This window comes from Bacteroides faecis MAJ27, assembly GCF_900106755.1.
GTDB classification, from domain to species: Bacteria; Bacteroidota; Bacteroidia; order Bacteroidales; family Bacteroidaceae; genus Bacteroides; species Bacteroides faecis.
Genome location: NZ_FNNN01000049.1, coordinates 1 through 15,251, shown reverse-complemented (window position 1 = coordinate 15,251; position 15,251 = coordinate 1). Strand labels below are relative to the sequence as shown.

General features: G+C 41.6%; 13 protein-coding genes and 3 pseudogenes. 7 read left to right on the top strand and 9 right to left on the bottom strand.

All coding sequences use genetic code 11. The features are described 5' to 3' along the window. From BLW31_RS23075 to BLW31_RS23065, 3 pseudogenes are all read left to right on the top strand, one after another. A pseudogene (locus tag BLW31_RS23075) lies at positions 1 to 123 on the top strand (transposase); the annotation flags it as partial. 47 nt (positions 124 to 170) lie between these two features. Next, a pseudogene (locus BLW31_RS23070) lies at positions 171 to 1,440 on the top strand (tyrosine-type recombinase/integrase). A 111-nt stretch (positions 1,441 to 1,551) separates the two neighbouring features. Further along, positions 1,552 to 2,686, top strand: a pseudogene (locus tag BLW31_RS23065) (IS481 family transposase). Between the two features lie 133 nt (positions 2,687 to 2,819). Here BLW31_RS23065 and istB read toward each other — a convergent pair. From istB to BLW31_RS24250, 4 genes are all read right to left on the bottom strand, one after another. Next, positions 2,820 to 3,611 (bottom strand): IS21-like element helper ATPase IstB, encoded by a 792-nt coding sequence (gene istB / locus BLW31_RS23060; protein ID WP_010538858.1) that lies wholly within the window; start codon positions 3,609 to 3,611, stop codon positions 2,820 to 2,822. Next, entirely contained in the window at positions 3,608 to 4,237 is a 630-nt protein-coding gene (locus BLW31_RS23925; protein ID WP_050544940.1) for a hypothetical protein, read from the bottom strand. The genes istB and BLW31_RS23925 overlap by 4 nt, the downstream gene beginning before the upstream one ends. A gap of 28 nt (positions 4,238 to 4,265) precedes the next feature. Then, positions 4,266 to 4,724, bottom strand: a complete 459-nt coding sequence (locus BLW31_RS23920) for a DDE-type integrase/transposase/recombinase (RefSeq protein ID WP_141565426.1) — start codon at positions 4,722 to 4,724, stop codon at positions 4,266 to 4,268. 104 nt (positions 4,725 to 4,828) lie between these two features. Continuing rightward, positions 4,829 to 5,146, bottom strand: a complete 318-nt coding sequence (locus tag BLW31_RS24250; protein WP_141565427.1) for a hypothetical protein — start codon at positions 5,144 to 5,146, stop codon at positions 4,829 to 4,831. A 139-nt stretch (positions 5,147 to 5,285) separates the two neighbouring features. On the opposite strand from BLW31_RS24250, the gene BLW31_RS23050 reads away from it, so the two are divergent. The 4 genes from BLW31_RS23050 to BLW31_RS23040 all read left to right on the top strand — a co-directional run bounded on the left by BLW31_RS23050 (position 5,286) and on the right by BLW31_RS23040 (position 9,540). Next, entirely contained in the window at positions 5,286 to 5,609 is a 324-nt protein-coding gene (locus tag BLW31_RS23050; protein ID WP_010538859.1) for a hypothetical protein, read from the top strand. 488 nt (positions 5,610 to 6,097) lie between these two features. Further along, complete coding sequence (locus tag BLW31_RS25105; RefSeq protein WP_081477599.1) at positions 6,098 to 6,292, top strand: leucine-rich repeat protein; 195 nt, start codon at positions 6,098 to 6,100, stop codon at positions 6,290 to 6,292. Further along, the gene (locus tag BLW31_RS24600) at positions 6,259 to 6,420 is read left to right on the top strand and encodes a hypothetical protein (protein WP_022301763.1); all 162 of its coding nucleotides are present in this window, start codon (positions 6,259 to 6,261) and stop codon (positions 6,418 to 6,420) included. The genes BLW31_RS25105 and BLW31_RS24600 overlap by 34 nt, the downstream gene beginning before the upstream one ends. Before the next feature lie 549 nt (positions 6,421 to 6,969). Next, positions 6,970 to 9,540 (top strand): family 78 glycoside hydrolase catalytic domain, encoded by a 2,571-nt coding sequence (locus BLW31_RS23040; protein ID WP_010538860.1) that lies wholly within the window; start codon positions 6,970 to 6,972, stop codon positions 9,538 to 9,540. Positions 9,541 to 10,210: 670 nt separating this feature from the next. On the opposite strand, the gene BLW31_RS24595 is transcribed toward BLW31_RS23040, so the two are convergent. The 5 genes from BLW31_RS24595 to BLW31_RS23010 form a co-directional block, all read right to left on the bottom strand. Continuing rightward, complete coding sequence (locus tag BLW31_RS24595) at positions 10,211 to 10,351, bottom strand: hypothetical protein (protein ID WP_153880781.1); 141 nt, start codon at positions 10,349 to 10,351, stop codon at positions 10,211 to 10,213. 852 nt (positions 10,352 to 11,203) lie between these two features. After that, positions 11,204 to 12,604, bottom strand: a complete 1,401-nt coding sequence (locus tag BLW31_RS23025; RefSeq protein WP_010538862.1) for an AAA family ATPase — start codon at positions 12,602 to 12,604, stop codon at positions 11,204 to 11,206. 361 nt (positions 12,605 to 12,965) lie between these two features. Further along, positions 12,966 to 13,514, bottom strand: coding sequence for a hypothetical protein (locus BLW31_RS23020; protein WP_130062144.1), 549 nt, complete (start codon positions 13,512 to 13,514; stop codon positions 12,966 to 12,968). Positions 13,515 to 13,793: 279 nt separating this feature from the next. Next, on the bottom strand, positions 13,794 to 14,015 hold the full coding sequence (locus BLW31_RS23015; RefSeq protein ID WP_141565428.1) for a hypothetical protein: 222 nt from the start codon (positions 14,013 to 14,015) through the stop codon (positions 13,794 to 13,796). Between the two features lie 463 nt (positions 14,016 to 14,478). Next, a partial coding sequence (locus tag BLW31_RS23010) for a 3'-5' exonuclease (protein ID WP_177176626.1) occupies positions 14,479 to 15,251 on the bottom strand: 773 nt, incomplete at its 5' end.

Genomic DNA, 15,251 nt, shown 5'->3' with positions numbered 1-15,251 from the left:
AAGAAGGGCAACTAATGCGGCAGCAGAATCATTCAATGCTAAAATCAAGGCATTCAGAGCACAGTTTAGAGGAGTCAGAGATAAGGCATTTTTTTATACAGACTTACTAAGTTATATGCATAAAATGAAAATCCCTCAGGTTTTTACATTGATCCAATTAATAGATTAAGATGTTAACAATCAAAGCAGAAGTCCAACGAGCCAAACAAAGAAGTGACAGAACTTACAACGTCAAGGTGAGATTTACACAGGACAGAAAGGTTAAAAGGCTATCAAGCAGTCTGTTTGTAACCTCTAAGGATTTAACCAAATCTTTCAATTTCAAGGAAGGTACTACCGTAAAGAGAGAAGTGGATAAGCTAATCAGTACTTACCAAGAAAAATGTACCAAACTCCAGTTAGAGATAAATCACTACACTTTAAATGATATTTTAGTTTTCCTTAAATCAAAACGAGAGCAGACACAGCCCATAGACTTCATTCTGTTTTGTAAGGAATGGTTGGAGATGACAGATATCAAAGGAAAGAAGAATTATCAGTCTGCCCTCAATTCTTTCATAAGCTATTTAGGCAAGGAGCATTTAAAGACAAATGAGGTGACCTCTCAACTCCTTAATGGTTTCAAAACATACCTCAACCTCAAAAGAGAAAAAAAGTCATTCAATTACAGAAACAAGGAAAACGAATTCCCTCCAATAGAACTGTTTCACTCTATTTAGGAAGTATTAGACACTTGTTTAATGAAGCCAAGAAGAAGTACAACGATTATGATAGGAATATAATTCTGATACCACATTCTCCATTTGAACATGTCGAAGTCCCTAAGCAGGAAACTACACGCAAACAAGCATTGGCAGCAGAAACAATTAATCAAATATTAAAGTTGCCCTATATCTACAACGCCAATGGTAAGGAAAGAATCCGCCCGTTCAACTTAGCTAAAGACTCTTTTATTCTATCCTTCTGTTTAATAGGTATGAACTCTGTAGATTTACATAGCTGTAATGCTTTCCAAGACAATACAATCACTTATAACAGGAGTAAAACGACAGGCAGAAGGCTTGATAAAGCTAAAATGAAAGTAAAATTCTTCCTATCCTATCTTTTCTCATGGAGAAATACAAAGATTACACAGGTAAAAAAGCATTCAGATTCTATCAAATGTACAATACAGCCAACAACCTTAACAGAGCCATCAATGTAGGCTTGAAGGAAATAGACAAATTGTTAAAAGTAGATAATTTAGAACTCTATGCAGCACGACATTCATGGGCTACCATTGCCCTCAATAAAGTTGGCATTGATAAGTACACAGTCCACTCGGCATTAAATCATGTTGATGAAGCAATGAAAGTAACCGATATCTATATTGAAAGAGACTTTATTTCACAAAAACAAGCTAATGCCAAGGTTGTAAAATATGTATTTGGAAGGTCGTAATTATCGTTCTGTAATTGGTAATGCTGTTCTGTTGTATATGAATTAGTCAAGACTTAATCTGACAGTTACGCATAAAAAAGAATAACTTTGTAATAGAAAACAGATTAAGTTATGACGACAGCAGAAAAAGTCATTAAGAACAAACTGGGATTGCTAGAACTTTCCCAACAGTTAGGAAATATATCACGAACTTGCAAGATTATGGGCTATAGCCGTGACAGTTTTTATCGTTTTAAAGAGTTGTACGAACAAGGCGGTGAAGTTGCCTTGCAGGAGATTTCCCACCGTAAACCGGTCATGAAGAACCGTGTGGAGGAACATATCGAACAGACTGTTGTACAAATGGCAATAGACAACCCCGCATTAGGACAAGTCCGTGTATCTAATGAACTCCGTAAGAAAGGTATTCTTATTACGCCGGGAGGGGTACATTCCATATGGTTACGACATGATATGGAGACTTTCCAAAAACGCTGAAAGCATTATCCACCAAAGTGGAACAAGAGGGTATCATCCTTGACGAGAACCAGGTAGCGGCATTGGAAAAAGCGAAAGAGGAAAAACAAGCTCATGGAGAAATCGAAACCTATTATCCCGGTTTTCTTGTCGCACAAGATACTTATTATGTGGGATATATTAAAGGTGTCGGACACATTTATCAGCAAACTGTCATAGATACTTACTCCAAAATAGGGTTTGCAAAGCTATATGATAGGAAAAATGCACTTGTAGCTGCTGATATGCTCAACGATAGGGTCATTCCTTTTTTCGAACAATATGACTTGAAGTTGATGCGTATGCTCACTGATAGGGGTACGGAATACTGTGAGAACAGAGAAAACCATGAGTATGAACTGTATTTGGCTGTAGAGGATATAGACCATTCGAAAATCAAGGCAAAAAATCCGCAGACAAACGGTATCTGTGAACGGTTCAACAGAACTGTGCAGAACGAGTTCTATGCCATCGCATCCAGAAAGGAAATCTATGCCACTATAGAACAACTGCAAAATGACCTTGACACATGGATGAACTCTTACAACACGGAAAGAACCCACTCTGGGAAGTACTGTTTCAGGAAACGCCCATGCAGACTTTTATAGAAGGTATAACAGTCGCAAGAAAGTATCAGCTGCAAAATCAGGAAACAATACAACCGAATGAAGCTGATAAAACTTCATTCGGCTGTAAGAGTGAGGAAATGTATGTAACATTCGCAAATGTCATCGGACAGTTTTTTTTGTAAGATAGTAAACAAACTGTCAGAACAAGTCTTGATGTAATAAGCAAATTTTAAATCGTCATTTTTCGGTAAAGTTAAATCACCATCTAATAATAGAGACTATCAGTTTATACTATTGATTACATTTTAATGTCGGTCATCTTTGGCTGGGGGTACCCCCAGCCAAAGATGTGTCTTTTTCCTCTTCAAAAATGGATTTTCGGTTTCCCATCCGGTAGCTTTGCCCGGTGAGTTTTATGACCTCGCAGTGATATAACAGCCTGTCCAGTATTGCTGAAGCCAGCACTTCGTCATCCAGCGTTTTGGCCCATTCGGTGGGTGCCTTGTTCGTGGTAATTATCAGTGAGGCTTTCTCGTGGAGCGTGTTGATCAGATTGAAGAATCCTGCGGCATCCTCTTTTTTCACCGGGAAGAGCATTATGTCATCGATGGCTACCAGGTCGGCTTTGAGCAGACGGTTGTATGCGCTCATGGCCGAAGGCATCAGCGTTTTCATCTTGATGGTGTTTATGACATCCTCCATCGTGACCATATACGCCTTGTATCCCTGCCCCACAGCTTCGTACACGAGTCCTGCGGCGATAAAGGCCTTACCTGTTCCGGAAGGTCCCATGAGTATCAGGTTGTAATTCTGTTCGAGCCACCCCAGCCGGCGCAGTTCACGCAATCTTGGTGCGGTTATACCTTGCGAGTAGTTGTGGTCGAAAAGGTCGAGGTCGTGTCTTGCCGGCAAGGCCGCCGCTTTCAGCCGCCGTTGGAAGTCCTTGCTGTCTCTTTCCTGAACCTCGCGGGAGAGCAGGTCATGCAGGAACTCTACATGTTTTTTTCCCTGCTCCTGCGCCAGATGAGCTTCTGATTCCAGCAGGCGTGGCAGAGCGTACAGGCGCAGACGCGAGCACAGGTTTTTGATTTGTTCGTTTGTTATCATACGAAAAGGGTGTTAAAGGTGGATATGTCTGTTTTCTCGGGGATCATGGCGGATGTATCAGCCCCGGGAACCGGCTCGGTTTCCGTCCGGACCTCAATGGGGGGTTCTCCTTTACGGATCCTGAGGGTCTCGGCAACCTCCATCAGGCTGCATCCGTTGAAGACACCTGCTTTGAGGCACTCGTCAAAAGCTTCGGTAAGCGTGATATCCGAGTATGCCGCGTGGCGCCGGACTATAAACTGGAGGCTGTCGCGGTAATTACGGGCCTTATGCACACGTAGTTGTGATAAATATGTATCAATCACCGTGCTTGCGAGAAGTTCTTTGCGTACAAAAGCCTCATAATCATCCAGCGAGGCTTCGCGGTCACGCCGGTGGGAGGTATTGCTTACCAGACGCCCCTTATCTCCGCTTATTTTGTGAACGGCAAGGGTTTTGCCTGTCTCATGGCTGTAGATATATAGCCGGCCTTCTTTTTCTTCGATATAGACCAGCGTCTGATGGCCGTGGTAGGTGCCTGTGGGAACGCTGTAATAATTGCCCCGGTAGGTTATCACGTTGTCCTTTCGCACGTGATGCGGCAAGAGGGTTTCGCAAGGAACAGTCGGGACTCCCTTATAAGGCATGAGGTGTGCTTTTTCCGTCTCAAACTCCTCAGACGGGACACGACGTATGCCGTGATGTTCCGTGCCGTTGGCCGTGCGTTCCAACCAGCCAAGGACTTACCTTGTTGAGCAGGTCCATGTCAACCAACTCGCGGCCGCGAAGGAAGTTGTACTTCACATATTTGACGACATTCTCTATCTTACCTTTGCTCTGGGGATCGGATTTGCGACAGAACACGGGTTCAAAGCCATGTTCACGGACAAGGGTGCGGAAAACGCGGGTAAGCACCAGGTCACCAAGGTTTTCATTGACAAGAAACACCTTGTCCTGGTCATAAACTATTTTTCGGGGTACTCCCCCGAAGAACTCGAAAGCCAGTTCATGGGCATAAACCGCAAGAGCGGTGGTAAACGGTGTACGGCTAAAGTAGACGAACTTATACCTGCTGCGGCTCAGACACATCGCAAAGAAATACACTTTTAAAGACTGTCCCTGAAGTGTCTTCATCCACTGTTCACCGAAGTCGCATTGGGCGTATTCGCCATAGGGAGTCCCGGGTTGCTTCTCGTAGGGGCGGTAACTCTTTTCAAACTCCTTGGGAAGATGGTGCGTTAAACGCAACCGGTTGACGAAGTTGAAGACCGTTTTTTTTGGGGGGGTACGCAGGGAAGATCCGAAAAATGCTCTTTCAAGCGGTCATGGAGTTGCGGAGCGGACAAAAAAGGCCACTTGCGCAACTCATTGACTACATAAAATTCATAGCCGTCAAGTTTATGACCGTAATGACGGTCATAGCTCTGGCTGGAAATAAACTCTTCTTCTGTCATAGACAGATACTTGGCCACCGTTTGACGGTGAAGACCTAAGGATTGACCTATTTGTGTCTTATTTAGGCTATCTGAAAATAATTCGTTAACTTTGTACCACATCAGATACTTCTTTAATTGGAAGTCTCGGTCATAGCATTGTAATTAGTAGTTCGCACCACAAAATTACAATGCTATTTTTTTTAGAATCATGTCGATTTTACTTTTCCGATTTTTGACGAGACAAAGTTACCGATTACACTTGACTATTACAGTTTATCAGTACGAGACAAAAGATTACTGGTTATATTATTATTCAGCAAACTGGAATACTTATATTCCCGAGGAAGAAGAACCGCAGCTTCCTTCTGATTTGATTAAATATAAAGATAAATATCTTTTGTTTTACATAAAAGGGAAGAAAAAGCTTAATGAAAAACTTCTTCATAAAGCACTTGGTATTACCTCAATAGATGAACTTCCCCAAAAACCTCAGGGGTGTATTGATAATAGAAGATGGTTTTATCTAAAAAATAAAAAAACGAATGATTCTGTTTTTGTTCAAACAGATCGGAGTTTCTATTAGAGATATTCCGGAGCTTGACATGTTTGACTGGGAGAATGTCATCCGCTGATATTGAAGCCATTTAAACCTAGTGCAAATATTGGAAGGGCGTGTATTAACGCCCTCTATTCATTCTTGGTAGCAACAAATTCAATGCAGATGCAATAAGTATTTGATGTAATTGTTTACATTTACCGTATCGGATAGAATTTGAAAAGGCACTGTCCATAATTTTGTGTAAATAGAAAACTTCAGGATTCAGTTTTTATACTTGAATCCTGTTTTCAAATATAGCAATAAATTGGTTAAAACGTAAGCGACTGACCAAATAGGTCTTTTTTAGCATTTTTCCTGCTTAATTTTGTCTGCCCCAATAATAAGATATGCAAGAACGTAAATATATGATAAACAGAAAAATATATCTCCTCCTTCTTCTTTGTCAACACTAAAAAGTTTTATCCGTCAGTGATTTTTGAGAGAATGAAGGTTATAGCCATACAAGATTCTATATTTGCAGTTCCTTAACCCATATTATCATTCCTAAGCATATTGCGACGATAAGTTCAGGTGCATTTGCCAATCGCTCTCTCCTCACCAATGTCACATTAGGTAGTGGAGTGACTTCTATAGAAGACATTACATTCCATGGAGCACCAATAAAACAATTACGATGCTATCTGTTGTTCCTCCTAAGTTTCATTTGACAGCTCCTTCTTTCAGTGCGGATTTGACGAAAGGAGCCACACTCTATGTACTTGCCGGAACCGATATAGCTTATTCTGAATCAAGCTGGAAAACTTATTTCGAAAACATAATGGAAATAAAAGAATAAAATCTATTCATGATTTTGATATTATGGTATCAAAATGAAAAAATATAAATAACATGAGGTCTCAAAATGCTGGTATGACCTCATTTCTGTTGCAATAATTCTATTTCAAATATTGAAAGTGTCAAAAAAGAGTTTATAATAGACTTGAACACCGTTTATACCCCCTCATTATTTATTAAAAACTTAAATAGAGTTTATTCGAGTTTCTCGTGTCAAGAACAGAGAATGATTACAATGAATAATTGGCATCTTCTTTTCTTATTTGACAAACAATTGATACAACAGAATGAATGTATTTATTATATTATTTGTTAATAATCATAGTTTTGCCCGATAATCGATCATCCAACGTAAAAAACTCCTGCCACCTGTTCAACCGGATCGAACTTATGAGTCAGTTTCAGATTGAATAGAAACCATCGTTAAGTCAAAAAAAATGCAGAAATCGTCTGTCATATCATATAATTCTGTAATTTTGTTGTGCAAATTCCGTAAAACTAAAACGACATTCCCAAGTTAATCTTTTAATATTAAAAATTACATATAAGTATGAAAATGAGTCTCCATTGTTTTGCGAATCTTATCCCGATAATGATTCTCGCATTTTTCTCGAATAGCGGACTGATAAACGCAACCGAAGTCGGAAAACGTACCGACGCATTGGAAGCATCAGCCTGGAACGAATCCAAATGGATTTCCGCAGTAGACGCTTCTGTAGTGAAAGGACATAACAACGGGCGCGCAGCCGATGGCGCGAGTTGGTTCGTATCCACCGTGAGAAACGAACAGAAAATTGTCTCCGCCAAGTGGATGACCGCTGGACTAGGAGTTTACCAGTTATATGTGAATGGGAAACCTGTAGGCAGGGAGTTTCTGAAACCGGGTTTCACACACTATGCCAAGACCAAACGCTCTTTCACCTATGATATTACAGATATCATCCGTACCAAACCAAACGCCGAAAACATGCTCTCCGTACAGGTGACGCCGGGATGGTGGGGTGACAAAATCATAACCCCCGGAGGACATGACGGTATGATAGGCAAGAAATGTGCCTTCCGCGGTGTTCTGGAACTGGCTTTTTCTGACGGAAGCAAGAAGCGCTACGGTACTGACCTTAAAAACTGGAAAGCCGGAATTGCCGGCCCAGTGAAACATGCCGGTATCTTTGACGGAGAAGAGTACGATGCACGCGAACCGATGGGCTACGAATGTGTGGATGAACTCTCCATTCCCGAAGAGAATACCGAATTCTCTGGCGACATCCTACCTTCGGACGGAGCAGAAGTCTACCTGCGCACAGATCTCGCCCTCGCTCCTGTCAGAGCATATGCCTGGAAGAATATAGAAGGAGCGAAGGAGAATGAGTTCGGTAAGGTGATTATCACCCGTGAGTTCACATCGGGCACGGAGATGACCGTAAGTCCGGGAGAGACATTAGTGGTGGACTTCGGACAAAATTGTGCCGGTGTACCCTCTTTCGTATTCAAAGCTGCCGAGGGAACAGTGTTGACATGCCTTCCCGCAGAGTTGCTCAATGACGGCAATGGTGCCAAGATTCGCGGCATGGACGGTCCGGAAGGAAGCTGCCACCGCGAAAATCTGCGCATCCCCCACACCGGCATCCGTCTGGATTACACCTTTGCTGCCGGAAATAATTATGTGACTTATTATCCTCACTGCACCTTCTTCGGCTACCGCTATGTCGCCATAACTGCCACCGGAAATGTCGCCATCAAGTCGTTAAAGTCCATACCCGTCACTTCCATCACAAAGGAACTGGAGACCGGCATTATCACCACAGGCAACAACCTTGTGAACAAGCTCATCTCCAACACTTATTGGGGACAGCTATCCAACTACCTGTCTATACCTACCGACTGTCCGCAGCGAGACGAGCGACTGGGATGGACAGCAGACACACAAGTGTTTGCAGAAACTGGTACGTTCTTTGCTAACACCATGAAGTTTTTCCACAAGTGGATGCGTGACATGCGCGATACCCAGAACAGTTTGGGCGGATTCCCCGGAGTGGCTCCATTGGCACAATACGGCGATGAGAAAATGCGTTTGGGTTGGGCCGATGCCGGAATCATCGTACCTTGGACAGTATGGAAACAATTCGGTGATACGCAAATCATCGAGGAAAACTGGAACGCCATGAACTTGTTTATGAACCATATCAACGACACCAAGTATAACCATGAGACCCTCTGCAGTGAGAACGGCAACTACCAATGGGCCGACTGGTTGAGCTATGAACCGTTGGAAAGCTGCAGCGGACTGGCTTTTTCTCCCCAAGGTCCGCTTCCTGATGCCATCAGCTACTGGAACTATTTGAGTGCTTCCTACTGGGTGATAGATGCTTTCATGATGCGGGACATGGCCGCCGCCACCGGTCGCGATGCCGGCAAGTACCAGCAAATGGCTGATTCGGCAAAGGCATACATCAAAGAGAACTTCCTCAACGAGGACGGCACCTTCAAAACCGCCATCCTCAACACTATGCAAACTCCTGCCTTGTTCGCCCTGAAGAACCAACTTGTGGAAGGCGAAGCCAAATCGAAGATGATAGACCGCCTGCGCGAAAACTTCGCACAACACGATCTTTGCTTGCAGACCGGATTCCTGGGCACATCCATCCTCATGGCTACCCTCACGGAGAATGGCATGGAAGACATTGCCTATGAACTGCTCTTCCAACGTAAGAATCCAAGCTGGCTGTACTCTGTGGACAATGGAGCTACCACCATCTGGGAACGGTGGAACAGCTATATGATAGACAAAGGAATGGGACCACGCGGCATGAACAGCTTCAATCATTATGCCTACGGATGTGTGTGTGAATGGATTTGGGAAACCGTTGCCGGCATCGCAGCCGATCCTGTCACCCCCGGCTTCAAGCATATCATTATGAAGCCCATTCCAGACAAGCGATTGGGACACGTAACTGCCGAATACCGTTCCGCCGCCGGACTCATCAAAAGCGCCTGGAAATATGAAGGAGACACCTGGATTTGGAAATTCACCATTCCTAAGGGTGTGACCGCCACCGTAACTCTTCCCGGAGAGATAAAGTCAAAGAACTATGGAAGCGGAACTTACAAGGTGACCAAATAGTTTTTCATGTAAGACTTTGATATTAAGAGGATTTGTAAAGCACTCTTCTTTAGAAAAATAAGACTGTCTAACAACCCGAGAAAAAAAATCACCTTGTTCTGATAGGGAGAAATCGTTAAAAAGAGACTTGTTAGACAGTCTCGACTTTTTCAAATTGAACATTATGACATACAATCTTTTCTCTTGTTTTGGCAAAATGTATGTCTGTGCATTTACTATTAAAAAAGAGAGAGATTTAAAAAACAAATTATACATGGAATAGAGAAGTGTAAAGGCCGATGAATTATTGTCATCACGCCCATTATCATATTCAAGGTGCAACGTTTTACCCCCTCTAAGAGATAGATAGTTTTTTTTCATATATAAGCAATTGATATACAATGCAATTCGTTATAATATGCTGAATTAATCGAAAACTCATACATTCAGCATTTACACTCCTGTAAAGTGGCATTTACACCCCTAAAAAAGAGAAAGGAGAGCGCCGGTGTGTGGTGTCCTTCTTATCTGTATTAACTCAATCCGATTTCTTTCTCATACTTTCTAAAAGCATTTTTCACATCATTCTTACTCACTCCAATCAGTTTGGCTATCCTTCCATAACCCAGCTGATTGCCATTTTCATCAAGAGTTTTCCACCAAGGATACCAGCCGTCAATTTCCTCGTCTGTTAATCTTCATCCCAGCCATGATTCGGTTGGTATACTCCCATTACAGAAGCTTTATCATTACTACAGAACAACCCGACACAGATACGAACAACAGTACTTTCTATCTTGCATGTCAATGCGTTAGTATTTTCTCTTGGCATTCCATAGCTGTTTCTCACGTTCCTTTATAGAGCCTACACAGGTTCATGCCATATTTACATCGCACATCTAGCGTTGGTAAACAGGTGTCCCCAACAGTTACCCCTAAATTACTTTTAGATTTTGGTTTTGATGTGACTTCTACTTACGCAATAACGATGCTTCAGCAATAGTCCATTCTCATTCATCTCCCTATAACTCACCTATCCATCTTTTGGGATGACTTTCATTTGTCGCTCACTACCTATCGGTTTCCATCAAGGCAGCACAAAGTGATTTGTAATCGGCTCCTGTAAACCGAATACGATGGAGCTACCATCATCTCTATAAAAGTTACGAACTATACTATTTAATTAACCACTTCATAATAATAGTAGTTCTCGTGGACACAAAAATGTTGCATCCTGTAAACTGGTTAAAGGGTAGTTTGGATGCAGAGAAATATTGCAGAGTCCAGTTGCTCATAATACAAAAGGGAGTTGATGAAGATGAGATCTCAGTGAGTATCGGGGATAGAGAAGACAATGCAATTGTTGAAGGAATAAGTTTCAATAGTTGCCTTTCGTTTTTTCAAGCAGACGAAGTAGGATAAATGAAAGCAGAGACCTGTACATTCGAAGTAGTGTCATTGATCATGTACTATAAATCGGTCAGTGAAAAATTGACATGTACTCGGAAGCGAGACACGAAAGGGGGACAAATCACCCACATCTCTTTATTTTTTATATCTTTCTGATTGTATGCAATTTATACAATCCACAACATTTATCCCCTTTGAATTTGTCCTCCCCTTTCACAGACAACAAGACACATGAAATAATATCACTGTCTGTACATTCTATTGTAATCTTTTATCACCCATGCGTACCATGTGCTATACGGGCACGATAGACCCTTTTCCTTATCGCACTTCTCGAAATACCATAATCCCTCTTAACATCTTCGTATGTACATTTTTTCGACTGTACCATATTATAAAAGACCATGACCTCCTCAAGACCATATTTAGATTTCCGACCCGGGCCACCTTTATTACCACTGCTCTCTTCAGCAGGTTCTGCCGGTTCACTAAGATCTTTCTTACCGCCTTTTCCAACGTAGCGGAACTGATCTATTTTTGTACCGACAAACTCCAATATGGAAACGGCTTCCTTATTACCATGCTTCAATTTCATGAAACCAAGTACACGCTTATCAGAACCCAGCTTGCAATATGTAAGATACAGAAAATTGTTTGTGAAACAAACATTCCTCTTGTCTCCTCTTACACTTGCAGGAGTCAAAGGATTGGTTAGTTTCCAGTCAGACTTGGCATGACATACCTTAAGAGGCGTCAGAGGTTTACCCTTTTCCAGGCCCAGCCGACGGAGATAGTCCAAATCCGCACAAAATTGCCTCATGGCTTTGACACCCGACTGTCCTTCAAGCTTGGTATAGTTATCAATAATGACAACCACTCCCAAGCCACCGGCTTTCTCCAGCTCTTCCTTAATGATAGTGATAATATGGGCAGGGGTTATCTGGCTTCCGGCATATAATTTGAGGGTAGACAAATTATCAATAACGGAGTCATAATACTCCCTTATCTCATGGTTGCTCTGCTCAAGAGAGAACATGACAACCGACATCGGTGGTATGTCATGCCATTCTGAAGACAAGTTTACATCACAACGACCTCGCGCCAAAGCCGTAGCAACCTGCATAATGAAAACTGATTTTCCACAGTCGGTCGGACCGGCAAGACCGGTATCATACCCCTCCCGCAGCCAGGAGAATCCAAGACTCCTTTCCTGGCTGACATGAACAGTACCGCTTTTCACAGCTTCGTGGTAGCTTTCAGGTATACCGTTCAAATGGAGACCGACAAGGGGCTGATTGGCTTTTTCCGCATCTCTGTCCTTACGAAGTTCATCACGTTTTTCCATTTTTTCAATGTCAGCCTTTTTCTTGGCTTCAATCTCTTCCATATGATGTTCGTGAACTTGTGCATTTTCCTCCATACGATGGGCGTGGGTCTGATCCTTCCCCCGTATCTTACATTCAGAAGTACACTTAATTTCCCCCTGTTTGTTCGCAGATGCATTATTCTGCTCCTTACTCTTACCGCGAGATTTGACGGACGTAATAGCATAACAAATAGGAACTACAACAACCAGTATGCAACCTGTCCCTATGAAAGCGTATTTGATGCTCTTTCTGGCACCCAGCTTTTCAATGGTTTCAAGAATCCTGATCGGATCTAATATTTTCATCATATATTGTGTTTTTGGTTAGTGTGTGCGAAAATAAGCATTTACAGGCCCCGATATACCCCCCGATAGAAACGATAGAAGCATTTGGGCACGATGATAGAAACAATATCCGAACGATAGAAAGTGGCTAGAAACAGAAATATACCCAAAACTGTGCATACTGTGATAAAGGGTATGCGGTATCAAAGGGAAATAGAGAATCAACGGACAGTATCCTCAGACATCAAGATGAACGCTTCCCTATAAAAAAGAGAAACGGCCATTCCTTCCAACCGGCAGAAATAAAAAGGGGGATCAAAAAACAATCAGCTGCATTCAAAAAGCTCATCCAACAGGCCATCAACCGTTTCTTTGTCCGCAAAATTCAAATTAGAAGCCATGTCACTAAGATTATCGGAAGGACGCCACTCTCTACTTTGACTATAAAGAACTTTTTAGTTTTGGAGTAGACATCGTTGCTGGTAGCATCTTTACAATCCGGATCATGAATATCCTTACGAGTCAAACGTTTTATCAGATAAGCAAGCTCCTTCTTTTTCTTGTCCCAGCATACGGGCGATGTCTCCACAGGCTTGCTCTTACCGGAAAAACGAAAATGAAAAACGGAATAATCGGTATCAGGTGAAATAAAGCCGTTCCTTATCAATGCATTATAAAGGATACGGATCTTCCTCTCATCCAATGACAGGTTGGGGAAATAGTCTTTCTTACTGATTGAAGTACCACAGGAAGAGGGGGCAGCAGGATCCAGTTGTGGGCCGGACGGAGAGACAGGCTCCTGCGGAGAAGGCGGATCCATTAAAAAGAGAGACTGCTCCTTTATATTTTTTCTGACACAATAATCACGGAATTCAGTCTGTATCTCATAGAGAAAAGACGAATGACATAAATCATCATATAATCTGTCATTCACCTTACAATCCCGGGATCGGAGCATATCAAATATAAAATCCGAAAATTAGGGAGACTCCTCATCATAAAGGTAATAATGCGCAGAATAGATCAAGGTTATAAAATCAAGATATTTGTCATAAACAGGAAAACTTATAATACACCGGATAAACTCAGGAAATAATGCGGATAAAGGAAGAATCGTTTTATGCGTAAGACTGTAATCACGCCAACAGACATAATTGGAGAAAGACTTCAAGGGCAGTTCCTTACTGACGATCAGGAAACCGCTTATATGGGATTACAGGGCATGACGGTCCTCGCGTCTTAAAGACTGCCATTTCTTCACTCCCAACAAGGCAGAATCCAAAGCCAGATAGACGGAAACAAAAGTTACGCTCTTGCCTAAAACACCCGGAACATTCATAAATATTTTTGTTGCGGTTTTCCATAAAGTTTCATTACTCAATCCATTAGCAGCCCGCTGCAAATAATTATCACCTCTCTCTAAATCCTGGCTCATATAAGAAGTTACCAGAAGGGCAAACAACTTTTCAAAGAAAGACAGAATGTATTGCTCAGAAGATGAACGATCCTCCTTCTGAAGAACAAGCAAATAATCACACAGCCTTTTTTTAGACCATGATTCTTCTATTATCTTGTATCAAAATTGATCCATTGGTATCTATATTATAGATATTTACACTGCAAAAATACGACAGAAAAAAATATTTGCCACATTTCAGAGGATAAAATGTACGAAGAATATTACAAAAACATATTGTTTTTTTGTAATAACAAAAAAAATCCCTTAGATTTTAGAATATTCTAAAATACGGTATTGAGACCAAATGCTATTCCTGAAATTTGATACCCTATATTTATTCAAATTTGCTCGTGACAGATTTTGCTTGGATTATTTTACTTCGAATTGAGATACAGCCATCGTTCTATTTATTGAAAGAAGTAACTGTCATACATTTTGATTACAAGGAAAGAAGCAAATCTGCCAATAAGACGGCTATTTCCGGTCCGTCTTTCGGTGCATCTTTGGGCTTCCATGCCACAACGAATCGAACAGATGCGGATTTCACTTTATAACCTTTGTCTTGCCATTCTGACAATGTAATCTGCATGCTTTGTGACAACTTTGCTACCGGTTTTTTAGTTAGGATGTTATACAAAACAAAATTGTTGTAATTTAAAAAATCTCCACTTTTTAATGCCAATACCTCTTGCTTAAGTTCTTTGAAAAATCCCAAATAAACATCTTTGTGAGAGAGTTGGAGAACTATTTCTTCTGGCATTTCATACTCTTTTGTGCTGATATGGTACTGGCCCACACTTAAGTGATTAAAGCAATCGCCATTTGTATGTATAAACAATCGTTTTTTTGCACGGGTCATTCCCACATAATACCGGCGCATCAAATGAACATTTTTCGAATAATTATCAGATATGAGCATATATACGTCATCAAATTCTCTCCCCTTAGCTTTATGAATAGTCGATACCACAACATCTGCGCCTGAAACATCACAGAAATCTTCCACTGATGACTCAAAGACAAACTCTTTGAAATCACTAAAATATTTGGTTTTGTTGGTTTGTTCAAACAGTTGTACACAACGTTTTATATATGTCAGACTTTGACTCCTGTCATAGGCGGAAAAGGTTGCATGTTTGGCGTCTTTCCATAATTCCTCTGGAATTAGAGGTGTCCTCACTCGTTTGTCCAGATACCTCAAGAAATACCTCA